Source organism: Varibaculum prostatecancerukia, assembly GCF_943169825.2.
In the GTDB taxonomy this organism is placed as follows: domain Bacteria; phylum Actinomycetota; class Actinomycetes; order Actinomycetales; family Actinomycetaceae; genus Varibaculum; species Varibaculum prostatecancerukia.
On sequence record NZ_OW968402.1, the window covers coordinates 669,495 to 691,050 of the forward strand.

13 protein-coding genes are annotated in these 21,556 nt (G+C 51.9%); 6 read left to right on the top strand and 7 right to left on the bottom strand.

Annotated features, from left to right (window positions below; genetic code table 11):
- Nucleotides 1–241 precede the first annotated feature (241 nt).
- Entirely contained in the window at nt 242–817 is a 576-nt protein-coding gene (locus KO216_RS02895; RefSeq protein WP_215522827.1) for a DUF4352 domain-containing protein, read from the top strand.
- Between the two features lie 435 nt (nt 818–1,252).
- Here KO216_RS02895 and KO216_RS02900 read toward each other — a convergent pair whose 3' ends face one another.
- Nucleotides 1,253–1,525, bottom strand: coding sequence for a hypothetical protein (locus KO216_RS02900; RefSeq protein WP_215522828.1), 273 nt, complete (start codon nt 1,523–1,525; stop codon nt 1,253–1,255).
- A 974-nt stretch (nt 1,526–2,499) separates the two neighbouring features.
- Here KO216_RS02900 and dnaG point away from each other — a divergent pair.
- Nucleotides 2,500–4,512, top strand: a complete 2,013-nt coding sequence (gene dnaG / locus KO216_RS02905) for a DNA primase (protein WP_215524017.1) — start codon at nt 2,500–2,502, stop codon at nt 4,510–4,512.
- Nucleotides 4,513–4,739: 227 nt separating this feature from the next.
- Nucleotides 4,740–4,994, top strand: coding sequence for a DUF1540 domain-containing protein (locus KO216_RS02910; RefSeq protein ID WP_309547334.1), 255 nt, complete (start codon nt 4,740–4,742; stop codon nt 4,992–4,994).
- A 200-nt stretch (nt 4,995–5,194) separates the two neighbouring features.
- On the opposite strand, the gene KO216_RS02915 is transcribed toward KO216_RS02910, so the two are convergent.
- The 5 genes from KO216_RS02915 to KO216_RS02935 form a co-directional block, all read right to left on the bottom strand.
- Nucleotides 5,195–6,169, bottom strand: a complete 975-nt coding sequence (locus KO216_RS02915; protein ID WP_215522831.1) for a diaminopimelate dehydrogenase — start codon at nt 6,167–6,169, stop codon at nt 5,195–5,197.
- Between the two features lie 90 nt (nt 6,170–6,259).
- Entirely contained in the window at nt 6,260–7,045 is a 786-nt protein-coding gene (locus KO216_RS02920) for a glucosamine-6-phosphate deaminase (RefSeq protein ID WP_215522833.1), read from the bottom strand.
- Between the two features lie 253 nt (nt 7,046–7,298).
- Entirely contained in the window at nt 7,299–9,668 is a 2,370-nt protein-coding gene (locus KO216_RS02925; RefSeq protein WP_215522835.1) for a glycogen/starch/alpha-glucan phosphorylase, read from the bottom strand.
- A 171-nt stretch (nt 9,669–9,839) separates the two neighbouring features.
- Nucleotides 9,840–11,573, bottom strand: coding sequence for a glycoside hydrolase family 13 protein (locus tag KO216_RS02930; protein WP_215522836.1), 1,734 nt, complete (start codon nt 11,571–11,573; stop codon nt 9,840–9,842).
- Nucleotides 11,574–11,801: 228 nt separating this feature from the next.
- Complete coding sequence (locus KO216_RS02935) at nt 11,802–13,367, bottom strand: DEAD/DEAH box helicase (protein ID WP_445081976.1); 1,566 nt, start codon at nt 13,365–13,367, stop codon at nt 11,802–11,804.
- A 311-nt stretch (nt 13,368–13,678) separates the two neighbouring features.
- Between KO216_RS02935 and KO216_RS02940 the strand changes: the two genes are divergently transcribed.
- Nucleotides 13,679–14,284, top strand: coding sequence for a ferritin-like fold-containing protein (locus KO216_RS02940; protein WP_215522837.1), 606 nt, complete (start codon nt 13,679–13,681; stop codon nt 14,282–14,284).
- A 94-nt stretch (nt 14,285–14,378) separates the two neighbouring features.
- Here KO216_RS02940 and KO216_RS02945 read toward each other — a convergent pair whose 3' ends face one another.
- Entirely contained in the window at nt 14,379–14,606 is a 228-nt protein-coding gene (locus KO216_RS02945) for a DUF3107 domain-containing protein (protein ID WP_215522838.1), read from the bottom strand.
- Between the two features lie 182 nt (nt 14,607–14,788).
- Between KO216_RS02945 and KO216_RS02950 the strand changes: the two genes are divergently transcribed.
- Both KO216_RS02950 and KO216_RS02955 read left to right on the top strand, forming a co-directional pair.
- Nucleotides 14,789–18,067 (top strand): PD-(D/E)XK nuclease family protein, encoded by a 3,279-nt coding sequence (locus KO216_RS02950; RefSeq protein WP_215522839.1) that lies wholly within the window; start codon nt 14,789–14,791, stop codon nt 18,065–18,067.
- Nucleotides 18,064–21,549: an ATP-dependent DNA helicase gene (locus tag KO216_RS02955; RefSeq protein ID WP_215522840.1), complete on the top strand. Its 3,486-nt coding sequence runs from the start codon at nt 18,064–18,066 to the stop codon at nt 21,547–21,549. Before KO216_RS02950 ends, KO216_RS02955 begins: the two co-directional genes overlap by 4 nt.
- Nucleotides 21,550–21,556 lie beyond the last annotated feature (7 nt).

Consider the following 21,556-nt stretch of genomic DNA (forward strand, 5'->3'; position numbering starts at 1 on the left):
TAGCGTAAAAATATTTTGTAATTACTCGGCGTGGCTTGCTCTGCCCATTTATAGAAACGGTGATCGCTGCTTAGCAATCAGCAGCTGGAATTCGTCTAGCCTCTGCAAGCAAGTGCCGTAGGCAATAATTTGTGGACGGTTAATATCTCTAAACTTCCTCTAGGTTCTTGACAATACCGCGGGGGGGTGGGGGCAGACTTACAAAGAATCTCTTTATTTTTTAGCCCCTGGAGGAGGAGCAATGGAAGAAAAGAAAAAGAAACGCTGGCCCTGGATAGTAGGCGCTATCGTCCTGGTAGTGGCGATTGCAGGCTTTTTTGGCGGCAATAAGGGTGACAGCGGAAACTCGGCTCAAACCGATTCGGCTGCGCAGACTCAAAACAGCAAGGCTGCTGAAACAAAGGAAGATGAGTCCTACTCTCTAGGAAAAGAATTCAAAGTCGGAGATTGGACTGTCACAGTTGTTTCGGTTGATGAACCGGTATCTGACGTGGGTAAAAATGAGTTTGCTGAAGGAGCCAAAGCTCAGGGGCATTTTATTCCGGTTAAAATGAAAGCCAAAAATGATGGCTCTAAGTCCGCTACTTTTTTTGCCGACAGTGTGAAGCTAAAAGATAGTGATGGTAAAGAGTTTTCCTACAGCAGCGACGCCGCAATTTGGGGAACTGAGCAGGGTGGAATGATCCTAGAAGATGTTAACCCCGGAAATACGGTTGAGGGAGTGCTTTGGTTTGATACTCCAACTGATGCAACTATCTCGGAAGTTGTTTTCAGTGGCGGGTTGCTAGATAAGTCTGTGAGTGTCCCCGTCAAATAGTAATAGTTTCTAAAGAATTAGATTTTGCCTTCGCCGCGAAAAGTCGCGGCGAAGGCATTTTATTTTTATTGTTATCTTTCCGTACTCACCACTAGCAACTATCGTTTTCTTAATGGTTAATACTCAGATAGGGAGCGTCCTCGTTCCGAGTAATCAGCCAAATGTGAATTGGCTCGACTAAGCACAAAAATCGATCGGCTATCAAATCGCCTCTTTGACCGACACTAGCGCTAACCAGTGGCACGCTCGCCTCTGTGGCATGCTCCGCTCGGTTTAAAGGCTGATAAAACTTTTCCCGTTTTAAGAAGCTGAGATTTAACATTAGGGTGTTGTCTCAAGTAATACGACTAAAATAGTTTCTTTACCAAGATTAATTAGCGCTTTCTTGATTGCTTCTCAGATTAGCTTTATCCACCATTTCTAGGAGCGGATCTTTCAGCTTTTTTCTGATTTATCTTTTTCTGATTCATCATCGTCCGATATCCCGTGTGCCAGATTATAGAGTTCTTTCCGGGGATTATCAGAGAGTATTGCCGCTATATAAGGTATGAGCAGGTAGAAAAGGGCATATAGTATCCCGCCAATCATAAAAACTGTTGTCCAGCGAATCTCAATCAAAGGAACAACAAGTATTGTGGAAGAGTAATTCTCCTCGAAATAGTATGAGATTAAGCCGAAGAGAAAGCCTCCCCACCCAGGTAGTCCCACAAATAGGCCTCTCCCGGTGAGCTTGAGGAAGTCCAGCGGTGTAAGCGGATATTCCTCATGGTTTTTGTTGAATAGGTTTGGTATACCTGCAGTTGGAGAAGGTTTAGAGCCGTTATAGGGTTGCGGCGATCCGTAAGGTTGCGGGGACTGGTATCCCTGCGGAGGCTGCGGGCTTTGGAATGGTTGGGGAGGTTGATACCCTCCCGGCGGCTGCGGGGGTTGGTATCCCTGCGGAGGTTGAGGAGGTTGCGGCGAACCGTAGGGTTGCGGAGGCTGATACCCTCCCGGCGGTTGCGGAGGCTGGTAGGGTTGCGGTGGTTGCGAGCCTTGCCACGGTTGGGAAGGCTGTGCAGGGCTGTAAGGCGCTTTAGGTGGGTATGGCTGGCGCGGTTGCGAGCCTTGCGGAGGCTGTGGGCTCTGGAATGGTTGGGGAGGCTGATACCCTCCCGGCGGTTGCGGCGGTTGGTATCCCTGTGGGGGCTGGGGTGGTTGTGCAGAATTGTTGGGTTGCGGGGGCTGGTATCCCCGTGGCGGCTGCGGAGGTGTATTTGGAGGAATCATCGTTGATCCTTGCTTTCTCGTTAGGAACTGTGGTTAGCAAAAGTAGGGCGATTAGTGTTTAAACTAGACGCTGCTTCTACCGCTAGATTACTGGGGCATTCTCGTCTTTGGGAGCCAAATTAACATCTGAGTTATGATACATTTTGCCGAAAATAATATCGACTAAAAGGTGATTTAAAGTAACAAAGTATTAAAGTGTAGCACCTTGTTAACTGGGGTTTCTTTTGTGGAAGATCTAATGTTTGCTAAAAATAAAATGAATAAAATAAATTATTTTTTGCCCCATTTACCCGTTTTTCTTTTATGCATACTGAAAGCTATTTCTTAAATGAATCTCTGAGATATTAGCCAAAAATCCACAAGATAAGAAGCAACCGTAGATGCACCCGCCCGTCCTCACCTATGATGAAGATATGGCGGGGTTAATTCGACGTGAAGATATCGATCAGGTGCGTGAGCGTGCCCGGATTGATGAAATCGTGGGGGAACACGTAGCTTTGCGTCCGGCCGGAGTCGGTGCCCTGAAAGGGCTTTGCCCCTTCCACGATGAACGCACCCCCTCATTTCATGTGCGCCCGGCTCAGGGATACTATCACTGCTTCGGATGTGGTGAGGGCGGAGACGTAATCAAGTTCGTTGAGAACATTCATCACCTTTCTTTTACCGAAGCGGTGCAATACCTGGCAGATAAAACTGGTGTTACCTTGCATTATGAAGAAAGCGGGGGAGGTAGCAGGAAAGATCCCAACCAGGTTTCGCGCGCGCGAATTATGGAAGCAAACCGCAACGCAGCGCAGTTTTTCCGCTCCCAGCTAGGGAGCAAAGAGGGAGAGGCGGCACGTAATTTTTTAAGCGCTCGCGGATTCGACTCCGATGCAGCCGCCAAGTTTTCTTTGGGATATGCCCCCAATTCCTGGGACGCGCTGCTTACTTATCTGCGAAAACGAGGGTTTACCGAACCGGAGTTAGCAGCGTCGGGTCTGTTCTCCCGGGGGCAACGCGGTCCCTATGACCGGTTTAGAGGGCGACTGATATGGCCAATATCGAACCTGACGGGAGAAGTAGTAGGTTTTGGAGCCCGCCGGTTATCGGACGAAGATAAAGGGCCAAAATACTTAAACACCCCCGAAACTGCGGCTTATAAGAAATCGCAGGTACTTTACGGTATCGAGATGGCTAAAAAGGCAATCAGTAAGCAGCGGCGGATAGTAGTAGTCGAAGGCTATACCGATGTAATGGCCGCCCATCTATCCGGGGTGGAATGTGCAGTCGCTACTTGCGGAACTGCTTTTTCCGCCGGACACGTGCAGATTGTTCGTCGCCTCCTGGGCGATAGCGCTGATCCAGCGGCCGGGGTCTTGCTTTCTTCCGGAAAAGCTCGCGGTGGGGAAGTAATATTTACTTTCGATGGCGATGCGGCCGGGCAAAAGGCGGCTCTGCACGCTTTTGGAGAAGACCAAGCCTTTGCTTCTCAAACTTTCGTGGCGATTGAGCCTTCGGGCAAAGACCCCTGCGATTTGTGGCAGGCACAAGGAGCCAGCGCGGTACGGGCGCTGGTGGATTCACGGCGTCCGCTTTTTGAGTTTGTTTTACGCACTATCCTAAAAGCTCACAACCTGGATACTTCCGAAGGTCGAGTGACCGGTTTACGAGCTGCTGCCCCCGTAGTGGGACGGATTCGGGATGTGGCACTGCGTTCGGAATATACCCGGCGTCTGGCCGGCTGGGTGGGGATGCCTGAGGACGAAGTACGCCAGATAGTGCAAAATACTTCCCGTATGCAATCCAGATCTACCTCTGTCCCAGGAAATATCCCCTCAGCTAGCCCCTACGCATCCGCGGCGCCTGGTCAAAGCGGAAACTCTGCCGCGCCGGGCGCGCCCGCGGCAATTACTTTGCCGGACAGCTCCGATCCGGTTGCCAATCTAGAGCAGCAAGCCTTGGAATGCCTATTGCAGCTCCCGGCCAGCCTTTTCGGCCTCGGAGTTGAGACGGTTTCCCCGGCAGCCTTTCGAGTTCCTATGTTTAGCGCCCTCTTTTCTGCCATTTCCAGCTTGGGAGGATTAGACAAATACGCGGAGTTGTGGCGAGGAGCCGAGGATGAACTGGGGAGAAAAGGGAAACGTGCGGTAATCCTGGCGAATAAACGTTGGGTTGAACTACTAAATGAACAGGTAGGGCAACAGTTACAAAGTTTGCTGTCCGCGCTGGTGGTTTCCCCGCTCCCGCAAGATGATTCCGCGCGTCTAAATGATTACGCGCGGGGAGTTTGGGGAGCGATGATTCGCGGTGACATCTCCCGCCAAATGGCGGAGACACGGGCGCGCCTGCAAAGATGCGACCCTGAAGATGAGCAGTATCAACAGATTTTTTCTAAATTAATGAACCTAGAAAATACCCGCCGTAACCTGCAAGAATCCAAATAAGCAACAACTTAGGTACGCAATACTAATTTAAGTAATAGTGCTATTGCTATTTAAATTTAGGGAATGCTATTTTAATTATTAGAGCATAAAAGGTTTTCTACCAGGGGTTATGTTCTTCTTTTTGTGGGTGCGACATTTGCAAATTTATTTCCTTTTCTTTCAGATATTCCTTTTGTAGATTGAAATTGTCTTAATAAGAAATCTTCAAAGGAGGAACTCAAATGGCAATGCCAGGAGTAAATTGTTCAGCTAGTGATTGTGCCTTTAACGACAATGGTTGCAACGCTTACGCGGTAACCATCGCAAAAGGTGGATGCGCAACCTTTATTTCTCTGGATGAAAAGGGCGGCCTTGGGAAAGTTAATTCCCAGGTTGGTGCTTGCCAGCTTGCAGATTGCAAGTTCAACAAACACCTGCTCTGCCAAGCTGATTCCGTTAAAGTTGGCGCCGATGAAAAGTGCCTGACCTTTGCCACTGCCTAGGTAATCAGGGCAGGCAACAACAAAGAACCCGGATTCTTACATAAACAGTAAGGATCGCAGGTTAAAGGGGCTGAGGAGTGATACTACTCCTCAGCCCCTTTAACTATCTGTAGTACCTGGAAGGCAGCGCGTAGCTGAGGTGTTTGCAGACCTGAAGCTTGCGGGCTAATGGTGTCGATAGCTGCGGATAGACGAGTTAGCTATAGCAATTCGGCGCGCAGCTGCTCCGGGGAGAGCGGAGAATACCAGGCGGGAGGCAGATCCAGGACACTGGCGGCTCCGCGGTGGCCATGCTCATGCAGACGCACCAAAGCGCGGGCGCTGGCAGTCACCATAGAGCCGGTGAAATCGGGGTTGGAGTCCAGCTGCAGCTGGAAACGCGCCAAGTGTTTGATTCCCTCGCGGGTATGTCCCACCCGAATCACTTCCCCGCCGTGCGGCATACCCGAATGATCACGCGCCAGTTCCTCAGCGGAAATAAAGTTAACGGTGGTCTCATAGTCTGCAAAATACTTAGGCATTTGCTTGATTTCGCGGGCAATCGCTTCTTTATCGGCGTCGGGAGCAGCCACTACGTAGCAGAGCCGAGTATGTTTATCTGCCGTAGTTAGCTGAGGATTCTCACCGCTTTCAACCGCGCGCATCGCCTCTTGGTTGGGGACAGTGTATTGCACTGCGCCCTCAACACCCTCAATGCGGCGAATAGCGTCCGAGTGACCCTGGGAAACTCCGCGTCCCCAGAAAGTCTGGGTGTAGCCGTCCGGGAGGACTGCTCCGGTGAGGGCGCGGGCAATCGAGAATAAACCGGGATCCCAGCCGGTAGAAATCAGAGCAGAATGACCGGCTTTCTTGGCGGCGGCATCCATATCCGCGAAATAGGCGGGAATATCGGCATGGGTGTCAAAAGAATCTACGGTATTAAAGTAGGCGACGGCGGCCGGGCCTTGGGTGCGCAAATCGGTGGCACTGCCTCCACAGCAAATACATACGTCTACTTTCCCCTCAAAATCAGCCATTTTTGAGAGAGAATAAACCGGAGTGCCGGCAGTTTTCAGACTCTTTGGATCGCGGCGGGTAAACACCGCTACCGCTTCCATATCGCTGGCGGCATTGACTGCTCTTTCGACTGCCCGCCCCAGGTTGCCATATCCGTTTATTGCTACTTTTATTGTCATAGCCAGATATTACAATCTGGGGTTGGTTCCATGTAAAAACTGCCCAAAACCTAGACAGTCTAGATCTTGGGCAGCTTTAGGGGACTATATCTATGCACCTAGGGGTAAGTTCGGGTATTTGGACTGCCAGGTTTCGCGATAGTAATCGGCCAGCTGTAGTTTGCTGGCGGCAGCGTCATCTACAATCACCACTACGTCCAGGTGATATTGCAAAATCGAGGCGGGGCAAAAAGCGCTGACAGCGCCCTCTACCGTACCGACCACCGCATCGGCTTTCTGCTCTCCGAAAGCTAACAGGATGGCTTGGCGTGAACGCATAATGGTTGCCAGACCCTGAGTAATGGCGCGGCGGGGAACCTTGTTCTCGTCACCATCAAAGAAACGAGCATTATCGATAATAGTGCGAGGAGCCAGGGTAACCACATTAGTAGGGTTGACTAGGCAGCCAGAGGGCTCATTAAAACCGATGTGCCCATCGGCGCCAATACCTAGAATCTGCAGGTCAACACCGGAGGTAATCGCTTCTTCATAGCGGCGCGCCGACTCTTCAGGATCGGGGGAGAGGCCATCCGGGGTCTTTAGGTTTGCGTCCTTGAGGCCGGTTTTATCTTCGCCTACCAGTTCGCGGCGAAGCACATTGCGGTAGCGTTCCGGGTGATCAGGGGCGATCCCTACATATTCATCTAGCGCCCAACCGGTGCAGTTCTCCAAAGTGAAATCTGTTTCTGCATGGGCTTTGCGCAGCTGCGCGTAAAGACCTTCGGGGGTGGAGCCAGTGGCTAGCCCCAAACGAAACCCCGGTTTTACCTGGGGAATAATTAGTTTGGCGGCCAGCTGGGAGCCAGCTTCCGGAGTGGGGGTAATCGCGATTCGCATCTAAATCTCCTTTGCTAGGATTTTCCGTCGTTGGTTAGCGAAAGTCGTTGCTATTTTCTCACGCCAACGCGCGCTTGTAGCTAGGGCGCGCGTTAAACGCAAAAATGTTTCCCCATGAAAATAAATAAATGCGGGTGGGGAAAAGTTCCCCCACCCGCATTTGGCTTTTATTGTTTAGCTAGGAATCCGCCAATAATCATTGGAAAATCCTGCTAGAAACCGCTGTTTAGCCTGGAAATACCGAGCTTCGCGGCTAGATTTTTTGAGGCTCAAGCATCCATACTTGATTCGCGTAGTCACTGATGGTGCGATCGGCGCTAAAACGTCCGGATTCACAAATATTGATCCAGCATTTACGTGCCCATTCCATCTGGTCAGCGTAGTCCAAAGCCGCCCGGTCACGCACTTTACGATAGTCGGCGAAATCGCCCAGTACATAGTAGACGTCAGCCGGTTCATACCCGTTAGAATCCAAAAGCGAACCCAACAGGTCATGGAACAGACCGGTACCTTCATCATCCAAAGTGCCGTCAACCAGCGCATCCAGAGCCCGTTTAAGGCCCGGCACGGTTTCATACAGGTGCCGAGGATCGTAAGTGCGCCGCAGCTCCGGCAGTTCTTCCTCTTTCGCCCCGAAAATATAGGCGTTCTCTTCCCCGACCGAATCCACAATCTCGACATTGGCACCGTCTAAAGTGCCTAGGCAAAGCGCCCCGTTCATCATGAACTTCATATTGGAAGTCCCCGAAGCCTCTTTACCGGCAGTAGAAATCTGTTCGTGAATATCGGCAGCCGGAATAATATGTTCCGCCGGGGAGACGTTGTAGTTTTCGACAAACACCACTTGGATGATCTTCGAAACCTCGGGATCTCCGGCAATCAGTTCCCCGATAGTGTTAATCAATTTGATGATGGCCTTAGCGCGTACATACCCGGGAGCGGCTTTCGCCCCGAAAATAAATACCCGATGCGGCCACGGTTTTTGCGGATTTTCTTTGATCCGGAAATACAAATCTAAAATATAAAGCGCGTTTAACAACTGGCGTTTATATTCGTGCAAACGCTTAATCTGCACATCAAAAATCGCCGCAGGATCAATCTTTTCTCCGGAGCGTTGCTCCAGCCATTTGGCAAAATCCCGTTTATTATCGGCCTTTACCCCCAGCAACTGCGCCATCACATCGGAGTCATCTACCAGGTGCCGCAGAGATTTGAGTTCATCCATATCGGTAACCCAGTCGGTTGACCCCAGCTTCTCAGTCAGCAAACTAGCCAGACGGGGGTTGCACTGCTTCAGCCAGCGCCGGGGAGTGACCCCATTAGTCTTGTTATTAAACTTTTGCGGCCAAATCTCGTACCAGTCTTTCAGAGTCTGGCGCTTAATGATCTCGGTATGCAGGGCTGCCACCCCGTTAATCGAAAACGCTGCGTAGCAGGCAATCCACGCCATGTGGATCCGTCCGCCATGAATCGGTGACATGTAGTCGATGCGGGCAGCATCAAAGCCGAGGGCCTCTAGCTCCATGCGGAAACGGCGGTCAATTTCGGCTACGATCTCCAGAATTCGCGGGAATAGCCGCTGGAAAATGGCGTATTCCCAGGTTTCGAGGGCTTCGGCAAGAACCGTGTGGTTGGTGTAGGCAAAAGTCTTCTGTACGATCTGCCAGGCGCTTTCCCAATCCATCTCGTGCTCGTCAAGCAAGATTCGCATCAGTTCCGGAATTGCCAGTACCGGGTGAGTGTCATTTAGCTGAATGCAATTGTACTTAGCAAAATCATGCAGGTCGTCGCCGTGATGCTGAATGTAGTTATCTACCATGTCCTGCAGGGATGCAGATACAAAGAAGTATTGTTGGCGCACCCGCAGCACTTTGCCTTCAAAAGTAGTGTCGTTGGGGTAGAGCACTCGGCAAAGGTCCGCAACCCGTTCCCGCTCGATAATCGCATCGGTGAAACGCTGAGAGTTAAAAGCCTCGTAGTCAAACTCTTCGATGGGTTCTGACTTCCATAGCCGCAAATTATTTACGTTATCGGTTCCGTAACCGGTAATCGGCATGTCATAGGGGACCGCCCGCACTTCCATATCCGCAAAGTGCACAAAGCGGGGTTGTTCCTCGCGGCGAATAACGAAGGGGTAGCCTTCTTCCATCCAGGGATCCGGATGTTCGCGCTGGCTGCCGTGCTCAAAGGATTGTTTGAAAAGTCCGTAACGGTACAAGATACCGTACCCGCGTACCGGCAGGTTCATGGTGGCACAAGAATCCAAGAAACAGGCTGCTAGGCGCCCCAGGCCTCCGTTACCGAGGGAGGCGTCGTGTTCAGCCTCTAGTACATCGCTAAGGTTCATCCCGAAGGCGTTAGTAGCCTTTTTCGCTTCCTCTAAAAGCTCTAGGTTATCTAGGTTGTTGAGCAAAGCTCTGCCCATTAGAAACTCTGCCGAGAAGTAATGCTCTTGGCGTCCAGCCGCATACTTGTCGGTAGTTTCTTCCCAGTTATCAGCGATACGCTCCACGATCGCTTGTGACATTCCCGTCCAAAACTCCATCGGGGTGGAATCTTCGGCGCGACGTCCAGAAATAGAACGGGTAAATGAACCTAAAGAATGTGTAAGGTTGTCTGCCATATTCAATCTCCTTGCAAAACTACCATTCCAGGCTATCGGGTAAAGATAAAATGACCGACCTAAAACCAGGTTTTTGGTAGTGGCATTAGTTACACCTGTTTCATAGGGGGTGTAAAAACTGTTGACCTGGTAATTTCAGGGCATAATTAAGTGGTTTATAACATAGAAACTCTAGACTTCAATCCACAAAGTTTGCCCCGGCGCGATTTGGTTTTTTGCCCTATCATGCGAAGCCGAGGGAGTGATAATCCCCGGGGTAGCTAACACAGTTTTTACCGTATCTTCCACAGCTTGCGGCGGCAGCGGGCGGAAGTCCACTCCCAGGTTTGTTACAACCACCACTTGGCGGCCGCCTGCCCCGGTAACTCGCAAAGCCAGTACCTCCGGGTCGCTTTCTAGCCAGCTAGATTCCCCCATTCCTAGTTCGAGGTCGCGCCGGACAGCAAGCATTTTGCGGTAAAAGTTTAAGGGGGAGTCGGGGTCAGCTTCCTGAGCCTGTACCGATAATGCGCCCCAATCATCTGGTTGCGGCAGCCAGGCGGGGCTGGATTCCGCAGGGGAAAACCCGAAGTTAGAGCCTGGATCATTAGACCAGGGGAGCGGTACCCGGCAGCCGTCGCGTCCTCGTACCCTAAAACCAGAACGTTTCCAGGTGGGATCTTGACGGGCATCATCAGGAAGTTTGCTGGCTTCTGGTAGCCCCAGTTCTTCCCCGTTATAGAGGTAGATAGAGCCGGGTAGACCCGCCAGGAAGGCGGTTGCCGCTAGCGCTCGGGTCAAACCGATTTCCCGATCTGGTTGTGGATCGCTTGCCCCAATTCCGTTTTCGGTATTTGCGCCCGTCGGGTAACCCAAACGGGTGGAGTGGCGAACCTTGTCGTGGTTAGAAAGTACCCAGGTGGGAGGGGCGCCTACGGAGGCAGATGCCTCTTGGGTACGGCGGATTACTTTTCGCAGGGCGGCCGGCTCCCAGGGGCAGTTAAGTACCGAAAAGTTGAAGGCCTGCGACATCTCGTCTTCGCGCACATACATAGCTTCTTGCTCCGGAGTATTCACCCAGGCCTCAGCCACTAACATCCGGTCGCGGCCATATTCATCCAGCACCGCGCGCCATTCGCGATAGACGTCATGGACTCTCGGCTGGTTAAAGAAGGGACCGTCATCAGGGGCGTGACCACTGGTATTATCTGCGCCCTCAAAATGCAGGCGATCCGGACCAACTTCATCATCGGGTAGAGCAGGATCTTTTACCAGGGCATGCGCGACATCGACTCGGAAACCATCTACGCCGCGGTCTAGCCAAAAACGCAGGAAGGAGCGGAAGAAGTCGTGGACTTTCGGATTTTCCCAGTTGAAGTCAGGTTGGGAGGCGTCGAAAATATGTAGGTACCACCAGTCCCGGTCGCTGGCTTTGCCGCTCAGAGGCTCCACTTTCGACCAGGCCGATCCGCCGAACATAGAACCCCAGTTGTTAGGAGCACCATCTTCACACTTGCGGAACATGTACATATCGCGTGCCGGATCGCCCGGCTCGGCAGCTAACGCCTGCTTGAACAGGGGATGATCCCAGGAGGAGTGATTAGGGACCAAGTCGATGATGGCTTTCATTCCCCGGGCATGCAGCTCAGCGAGAACTTTATCGAAAGTTTCCAGGTCGCCGTACTCGGGGTTAATGTCCAGGTAATCAGCTACGTCATAGCCAGTGTCATGTTGCGGAGAAGGATAAAAAGGAGAAAACCACACCGCGTCGATTCCCAGTTTTTCCAGGTAATCGATTTTTTCCAAAACCCCAGTTAGATCGCCAATCCCATCTCCGTTGGAATCGGCAAAAGAACGGGGATAAATCTGGTAGATAGCGGCGCTGCGCCACCACTGATTCCAGTCACATCGTTGAACGCGGCTCATATACTTCTCCTATGCAGTCATCTAAACAGCCTTGGTTGGAACTCCTGGCTGGGGATATTTTCCTGTACTTCTGTAAAGGTCTAATCGTTGAAATTCTATGAAATTCCCTAACGCTTAGCGACTTATTCGCGCCGCTGTAAGGGCTTAGGCAATTTCTCTTAACCAAAAGCTAGTTTTGCTAGCTCCCTTATTTAGCAGGAACTTCCCGGTTATTTAATGAAGACGTATCTAGTCTTCGCTACCTTTACGACGGCGGCGACGTGCCCGCCGCGGACGCGGCTGGCGCTGCGTCCCCGCTCCTTGGTGACTATCGCGTTCCCGGCGTCGATCACGTCCGCCACGGGAGCCTTTACCGCGCCCAGAGCGACCACGAGCATTCTGCCTGCGACCAGATTGACCGCGTCCCCGCCCACGACCGCCGGTTTCCCCGAGATCTTCTAGTTTTTCAGCGGCTAAACCGGCACGTTTACGCATAGAAAGCGGGAGCCGCCCGCCGGCGTCCTCGGGAATATCTAAGTCAGTAAATAGGTGCGCACTGGTGTGATAGGTTTCCACCGGCTCCTCTTTCCCCAGGGACAGCTCTTTGTTAATTAGCTTCCAACGAGGAACATCATCCCAGTCCACAAAAGTAATTGCAGTTCCGGAATTTCCGGCGCGACCGGTACGTCCGATGCGGTGAATATAGGTTTTAGCGTCTTCGGGGCACTGATAGTTAATCACGTGGGTAACGTCATCAACATCAATGCCACGGGCAGCCACATCGGTAGCTACCAACACATCGACTTTTCCATGCCTAAAAGCCCTTAGTGCCTGTTCGCGGGCCCCTTGCTTCAGGTCGCCATGCAGGGAGGCAGATGCGAATCCGCGTTTCTCCAGATCTTCGGCTACTCGGGCGGCGGTACGTTTAGTGCGCGTGAAAATAATGCTGAGACCGCGCTCGCGCGCCTGCAGAATCCGCGCTAATACCTCAATTTTATTGAGGGCGTGGCAGCGGTAAATAACTTGCCGGGTAGTTTTTACTGTCGCCCCCTGGTCGTCGGGATCCTGCGCCCGAATATGGGTGGGGTGCGACATGTAACGCCTGGCTAAAGCCACTACTTCGCCGGGCATAGTGGCTGAAAATAGCATGGTGTGGCGATTTGCCGGGGTGCGCGAAAGTAGCACCTCTACATCGGGGAGGAAGCCCAGGTCAAGCATTTCATCTGCTTCGTCCAGCACCATAGTGCGTACTGAGGACAAACTCAGATGCCCCTGTTTCATGAGGTCAATCAGGCGACCGGGGGTACCGACCACAATTTCGACTCCCCGCTTTAGGTCAGCAATCTGGGGTTCGAAGGCACGTCCACCGTAGATTTCGCAAATACGCACGCTGCGGTGCGCGGCTGCCTGCGCGGTTTCCCGCGCCACCTGGATAGCCAGCTCTCTGGTGGGCAACACGATTAGGGCTTGCGGATGACCAGGATCTAGTAGCTCGTCGAAGCCATCCTCACCCGGACCAATCACGTTCTCAAGTGCTGGCAGAGCAAACCCCAGGGTTTTGCCGGTGCCGGTCTTAGCTTGCCCGATAATATCGTGGCGCTCCAGGGCCACCGGTAAAGTCAGTGCCTGGATCGGGAAGGGGTGAACGATTCCCCCATCTTCAAGAGCCTGACAAAGCGGAGCCGAAACCCCAAAATCAGCAAAGGTTTTTTCAGAAAGATCCATGGAGGATTCGCCCACCACGTCGGCCTCCGCCTGCTCAATCTGAGGCTCGTGTGCCGCGGATGTATCGGCAATTCCACTGGTTGCTTGGATATTTTCTTCAGTTGTCAATCGAATACCTTTCACGGGGAGTTGTCCCCTGGAACTATGGAGGTAGCCGATCGTGAAAAATCTTGGGTCTCCGCTGAGGAGACCGAGGCGAGGCGCCCGGAAAAAATACTTCGTTTACAAAAACGATCGGTCAACCCGTTGTCTTCCCTTTCATCCTAACCTAAGTGTGCACGCGGCAAACAATGGGGGTAATGCAGCTTACATCTTGTTGAAAGGCTGGTATTTTTACTGCAGGTCCCGCTATACCCTCTCAAAAGCGAGAATCGAACCTCCCGGCGGGTTAATCTAAAAGGGTGAGTGACGCACAAAGACTAGGACTTATTGGATACTTCACCTTGGCGATGCAACAGCGCCTGGCGAAAGATGCTTCGCTGTGCCCCACGGTAGATCAAGAAATCGCTTTAGGGCAGATGTCGGCACGGGCGTGGAGCAACTACCAAAAAGTAGCGCAGATCAGTGAAAACATTGGTGTTGATCTGCCGCAAGAGATGAAACAGTATATGGGCCTGACCGTCCAGCTAGAGGAGCGTTTGCGTCCTACTGACTGGTATGAACGTCTGGTTAAGAGCTACGTCACTATTGGGGCGATGGCGGACTTTAACCGCAGCTTGACCGGGGGCCTGTCCCCACAGCTGCAGGCGGAGCTGGCCGAGGTTCCTTGGGATTGCGGGCAGGAAGAATGGGCGGTACCAGTCATTACTCAGGCGTGCGCCACCCAGGCCACCGTTCCGGCGAGGCTTTCTTTATGGGGTAGGCGAGTACTCGGAGATGTGCGGTCTACTATGCGTCAGGCAGTTTTGGGGTACCCGGAACTAATTGGTGAGGACGCGCAAGATATTCCAGAAGAAATCAAGGATCATCACCGCGCGCGTATGGAACGCACTGGCCTAAAAGCCTAGCGCTAAGGTTTGCCCTCAGGTAGTAAAGTCCTTACCCGCGGCCTCCAAAATCGAGATTCCGGGCCTACAGGGGTTATTAGTAGGGCTGACGGGGTTACCCGATTCCAAATCCCACGCGCTGCGGCTGGGACTCGCTTATCTGACAGTAGGCGATTACTCGCGGGTTGATCAGGATCTGTTGTCCTTGCTTATTGGTGAGCGAGAGCAACTCTTCGGGTTTATCTAAAGCTGCCTGCAGGGTAGCTTTGATCTGTTCAGCTTCCATTGCTACTTCCAGATCCAAAGTTTTGGCCACACCTTTAAGCCCCAGTGAGATATTCACATTTCCCTCCGTTTATCTATTTACTAGCCTTATCCTACCTGCTCGCTGCCGAGCTTTGTCCGCTTGCTTGCTAATAGCAAAAACGGCTGTCTTTTCCGGTAATACCACTGGTTTCGCTCTGGTCGAGAAGGAAAACGGCAAATGCCTGCAGGTAATGGGGTTGGATTCTTACAATAGTCTTTATGGCTACTTTGAAACTGCGATACGCTTCTTCTCCACCTGAACTGGAATTACCTGACATTACTGGTGAGGGCGCGAAAATCCTTTCTCGCCTGCAAAACGGTGAATCTTTGGTGGTAAACGGGGTAGCAGGTAGCGGTAAAACTACTTTGGCGCTCGCAGCCATGCAGCTGCTGCATGATCAGGACAATGAGGTCATGGGAATCACCCCTTCGCGGGTAAGAGCAGATTATTTAAATACCGCGACGACGATCCGCCATCTCCCCATAGCTCGTCCGTTTATTACCCCCACCGCCTTGGCTTTCCGGGTGCTGAAACAGTTTGCCAGCAATCGGCGCCAACAGCTTCCGGAACCGGAAATGCTAACGGGTTCTCAAGAAGAGGAACGAATCCAGGAACTTTTAGAGCAGGTTCAAGACGTAGAGTGGCCAGATTACATCAGCCCCGAGGTGAGGCAAACAGACTATTTTCGTTCTGAACTGCGCATACTTTTTGCCACCTGCGCCCAATGGGGAATAAGTGCTCAGGATCTGGATGCCCTAGGTAGTGAGCACCAGGTTCCAGAATGGCGCGCTGCCGCAGCTCTGCTTAGCCATTATGAACCTTCCTTTACCGATAACCGCTGGGATGTTTCTCGGATGCAAGATCGTGCGGGTCAGGTGTTGGGAGAGTGGGGCGAAGACGCTGCCTTGCTCTCACCACCGCATCTCCCAGATTGGTTAATCGTTGATGACCTGCAAGATTGCCCGGCTTCTACCGTGAGGCTTTTGCTTAAGATGGCTGAGGAAGGAACAAAAATATTTGCCCTCTACAACCCGCAAGTAGCGGTAGAAACCTTCCGCGGCGGGTATCCGCAAGGTGCTGAGGATCTAGTAAGAGAGCTAGGCTGCGCGCAGAGCACCCTAAGAAATTCTTTCCGCGAAACTTCAGGAGGTCTGGAACTTTTAGACCCGTTAGGGAAAGAAACCGATATAGACAGTGAGCGCCAACAAAAATTTGCAATTTTTTCCAGCTTGTCGTCTCAGGCGCACACCATCGCGGAGTATCTTCGGTATCGGCATCTAAAAGAAGGCATTGCCTGGAAAGACATGGCGATTATTGCCCGTAACCGCGCGCAACTAGATGAAATAGCGTCGATGCTGCAAGGACAAGAAATCCCAACTTTCGAAGGCGACAGATCCCCTCTGTTCAGAGATAACCCCATAACAGCTTCGCTACTTTCTATTTTTAATCTACCTGGACAAAGCGAATTGGCTACCTATCGGGCAAGTTTAGACGCGGCGCAGCTAGGCGACGAAGATGGGGAAAACTCCTGGTCGCCCAGTGAATATCTATTAGATGAAAAGCTAGCCTCCCTTCGGGGAAAGACGGTTCGACGTCTGCTGCTTTCTGCGTTGTTTGGCATCGATTCTTTGCAACTTGTCCGCCTAGAACGCTCGCTGGTTACGGCGGGGGTCGCGTTAGATACCAAAATCGGAGAGTTTTACAGTTCCATCGGCACCCCTCGTTTTCCCTTAACCCAGGTAGAGATGATAGCGGGAGGACAGATTTATATCCTTTGCCACCGGGTTCTAACCACCGGGGTTTCCTGTTTATCGCTTCCTCCCTTACAAGCTTTAGAGAAGATCTGGATACTACTTGATTTGCAAGAAAGATGGCGTGATCGGGCTCTAAACGGGGAAGACTTCGCTGATAACGCTTTAGATGTGGTAACCCTTCTTGTGGGACACGCACAGCTTTGGTCGCGCCGTCACCTCAACAAAGATATGCATACCTATTGCAGAGCGCTCGCTAATCAGATGCAACCAGAAGATGTGAATACCGGAAAGCGGGGGCGCCGTCCGGCGGTAGCTTTAGAAACCGTGTTTTCAGCGGCGGGACGCACTTGGGATACCTGCGTAGTTATCGGAATGCAGGACGGGCAATGGCCGGTGCTTTCCGAGCGGGGATCGATGTTGCGCTCCGGGGAGATTTCTGACCTCCTCCATGCGAATGCTTTACTTAGCCCGAGTGGAAAGCTGCAGATAGTTCCGGGGGAATCTCGTAGTCGTGCCCTCGAGATAGAGCGTTCCTTAGCCAGGTGTGCGCTTAGTCGTGCCCGTAAGAATATGCTGGTTACCGCCCGCTTAGCTTCGGAGGAAGCGCCTTCGGTATTTTTCGACAATCTTTGTACACGAATAGAAAAAGGGAATTTTGAGGCTGCCCGGTATCTGGGCAGTGATTGGGATCAGCTCGCAGAGTCTGCTTCTGAACTTACCGGTGAAAACTCCCTGCAGGAAGAACTCTTTCCCTCTCTGCGTTCTCTGGTGGGGCACCTGCGAGCAGTGCTAGCCAGAGAAACGGATGAAGAACGTCGCCAGCAGGCGCTGGAGACTTTAGCGTATCTAAGTTCCCAGGGAGTCCGGTTTGCTAACCCGGATACTTGGCGGCAAGTGGGCAGAGATAAAACCTGGTGGACGAATCCCGCAGGATTGAAACCTGCAGGTAGGAGGGTAGGAATCTCGCCCTCTGGCTTAGAACAGCTGAACAGATGTGAACTTCGCTGGCTACTAGGTAAGAGGGGCGGCGAAGCGGTGAATGCGACCGGCGGTCTTGCCTGGGGAACGCTAGTACATACCATCGCGGAAAAAATGACCGATAGTACTTTAGAAGAACGCTTAAAGTACTTTTATGAGAACTGGCCACAAGATACACAGTCGTTCTTCTCTCGCAAAGCGCAAAAGGAAAAGGAAAAAATGGTGGAGCGCCTCAGCCACTATTTAGATGATCATCAAACGGTGGCGATAACCGAGCTAAGTTCTTATATCTTCGTACAGGATGCGGCGGTGCTTGCTGCCCGGATAGATCGCTTAGAACCTGGTGAGGAGGGAATCAGGATTATTGATTTCAAAACAGGTACTGGGACTCCCACAAAAAAAGAGGTGCCTAAACATTTGCAGCTGGCCTGCTACCAGTTAGTGCTGGAAGCAATCCTGGCGGGGGAGGATAAAGAAGCAGCTGAAAAGATAGGGCCGCTATTGGCGGAGACGGAAGCTAAAATTCAAAACGCCAGTTTAGTTTTCGTGTCCAAGCCTGAAGGAAAAAATAAACCGGACGTTCCCAAAGTGTTTTCCCAGTATCCCCTAACTAATGAAACGAAATCGGAAGTAACAGACAATATCCTGCAGGCGGCACAGGTAGTTTCGGGAGCAGAATTTAAGGCGATAGAGAACGGCAAATGTCGTAGCTGTTCCCTGCGTTCTTGTTGCCCGCTAATGAATGAGGGAGAACAAGTGCTATGAGTAACGGTCAGAAAATTAAGTATTCTCCAGCGCGGATTGCCGACGCAATAGGGCAATATAGCCCTAACGCAGATCAGGAAAAAGTCATTACTGCACCCATTGATCAGCCGATGATGGCGATTGCGGGGGCAGGAGCCGGGAAAACTGCCACTATGGCGTTTCGAGTAGTGTACTTGGTGGCAAACGGGCTGGTGGCTCCAGATCGGGTGCTGGGGCTGACGTTTTCGGTGAAAGCGGATCGGGAGCTGGCCAGCCGCCTAAGTAACTATCTGCAGGCTTTAGCGGATAACCCTGATTTTCCGGAGGTGGCGGAATATCTCACTGACAGTGAAACTGGGGGGCTGATCCTACCCGAAACTGCAACCTATAACGCTTTTGCTAACCAGATTGTGCATCAATACGGCTCTCGCTTGGGAGTTTCCCCGAATTGTGTGCTCCTAGATGAAGCGCGACGCTGGCAGACTATGTATGAAATTGTCAGCAACTGGCCTGACGAGCTCAGCACCGATAATGCTCTTTCCAAAGTGGTGGAGAGGGCGCTAGGCATAGGTTCCCAGCTGCGCGATCAGCTGGTAGATGTCGAGTGGTTGCGCGCTAAGTTATCGCAGATGCAGGAGCTATATGGCGCGGACCGAACTGGCGAAGACGATAATTCCAATGCCACGATTAGAGACTTTGTGAAGTCTATGAAGCTTAGGGGCGAATTACTAAATATCTGTGCCGAGTACGAAAAATATAAGAAACAAAATGGATACATAGAATATGCAGATCAGATCTATTACGCGGCGGAGCTAGTTGAAAAGTTCTCCGATATTCGAGCCCAGCTTAGTGAGCGCTATGACGTAATTTTATTGGATGAGTTCCAAGACACTTCCGTGGCGCAGCTAAAACTATTTTCTAGAATTTTCACTGGCAAAGGAGCAATGGCGGTCGGTGACCCCAACCAGGCAATTTATGGATGGCGGGGAGCCTCCGAGCTTTCCATGCGAGATTTCTTAACCGAATTCGGAGTTTCGCCCGGAGACGCTGAAGGACACGTTCAAGATATGCCGGTTACCTACCGTAACCGGGAGAATATTTTAAAGGTTGCAAACCAGATAGTGCAGCCAATCAGGAACTTGGCGGAGGGGCACAGCGCGGCGGAAGTGGAAGCCCAGGTGCGCGAACAGCTTGAGTCCCCAAAGGTCGATTACGGTTCAGGCCCGGCTCCCTCTCCGTCAGCTTTTGCTGCCCCTGCTGCCTCTGTCAAAGCAAAAGAGCTGGTTACCTGCGACCAAAAGGGGGACGATCCCGGGAAAGTTCATTTTTATTTTGTGGAAGATTCTGAGCAGGAAGCGAAACGAATCGCTGATTTTTTTGCGGAACGGTGGGAGCAGCGGGAGCAAATAATCGCCCGGAATGAGCAGTTAGCACCAGAAGACCAAGAGAAGCTTCCTACCGGAGCAATTTTGGTGCGGAAGCATTCCCAAAAACCACTGATTATCCAGGAATTACGCAAACGCGGACTCCCGGTAGAGATCACTGGGGTGGCGGGACTGATCTACGACCCGGCAGTTGCCGATGTAATCGCGGCACTGCAGGTGTCGGCGGATGCCGGACGGGGAGATTCCTTGATGCGCCTAATTACCGGGTGTGGCATTAGCCCGGCGGACATTGATCTTCTGTGGCGCTGGGCGCGGCATTTGGCTAACCCGGAGGATAACCCGGATATTAATCCGCAAGCTTATTTAATGGACGCCCTCGATAACCTGCCCGAGCCGGGCTGGAAACCTCAAGGAACAGCTAGCGGCTTCAGTGCGGAAGCCTACCGCCGCCTAAATATTTTGCGCTCCCAACTAGCTAAGCTGCGTCGCCATATCCATGACCCGCTAGGATCCCTGGTACAATGCACTATTTTTACCTTACGTCTGGACTTAGATGTTAAGGCCCGTCCGGCGGGGGAGCTTTCTGCCCGCTGTCTGGAAACTTTCGTAAGAGTTGCCCGTGAGTACCAGTCCACCGGAGTGAGCGAAAACCTAATCAGTTTCTTAGACTGGCTGAAACTTGCCGATAAAGAGGGGGGCGGCCTGGATATGCCCCTGGAGGAACCAGATCCGGATGCTATTCAACTGATGACTATTCACGCAGCAAAGGGCTTGGAATGGACTTGGGTGGCAGTACCGGGCCTAGATGAACTTCGCAGTGGGGGAGGCACTCTCCCTGACCATGCGATCTCTGCTAGCAAAGGCATATGCTCGGATACTGCCTGGATCAGTGATATCGGGATGCTTCCCTATGATTTGCGCAGTGATCGAGAAGTGCTTCCCACTATTGAACGCGGGCTGGAAGCAACGGGATATGACTTCGAAGCCAATACTTTTGCCGATAACGCGAAAGTTATTGGGAATTACCAGGCAGCCCTGGGGTTCCATTCGCAACTTGCTGACCGACGTCTAGCCTACGTGGCCTTTACCCGTGCCGAGTCCGAACTTTTAGTTGGAGGCAGCGAGCACTCGGGGACAAGTAAGAGTACCCGGGTACCCTCCCAGTTCCTGGCGGAGATAGATTCCACTGGGGAAATGCGTAAACTGCGTAACCAGGAGCCGGTAAAAAATGACGGATGGGAGCCTAAGGTTCGTGACCTGCCTTGGCCGGGTAACCCTTCTAACGAGCTAGCGCGACTTTCTGCGGCGGCAGGTGAACTTAGTGAACTGATTGATAATATCCATTCCAAGCCTTTCTTACAGCGGTTGTTAGCCACTTCCGACGAAAAAGGGACACTGCAAATGGCGGGCTTCCATTCCTCTTGGTTACAGCAGGCGGTGCAGCTGATTCGCGACCAGAAGGCTGAACAACTATCTCCCAATGAGGTGGAGATACCGATTTCAATCGCTGTCACCAAGGCGCGTTTACTACAGGAAGACCCCGAAGGTTTCGCTTCAGATCAGCGGAGGCCTATTCCGCAGTTTCCCAATGAGGGAAGCAATTTGGGAACTCTATTCCACGAATGGGTTGATCAGGAGCTTCGAGGTAGAGAGTATCCGCTGCCTAGGGAAATAGAAAAAGATACGCTCGGAAAACTGCAAGATTTACAGAAGAAATGGAAAACTGGGAAGTTACATCCAGATAAGGGCTGGGAGTATGTAGATTCCGAAGTGGAATTTGCCGCTCCGATGGATGATAACAAGCTGGTGGCGCGAATCGACGCGATTATGCGCAACCCCAAGACCGGCAAGCTCACCATTATTGACTGGAAAACTGATTCTTTGAAACTGGATAGCTCAGGCAGAGTGAGTGGCAACAGTAACGAAGTAGTTGCAAAGTATCTACAGCAAATCAATACCTATCGTCTGGTCTATGCGTTTTCTAAAGGGATACGACTGGAAGATATCGACGCCGCACTATATTTTGTGCGCTACGATTTGCTGTGTCCTCTAGATGAGTGTCGCGAGCAGGTGCACCTTCCGCAAAAACTAGAGGAACTCTTTCCCTACCTAGTTTAATTTCGGA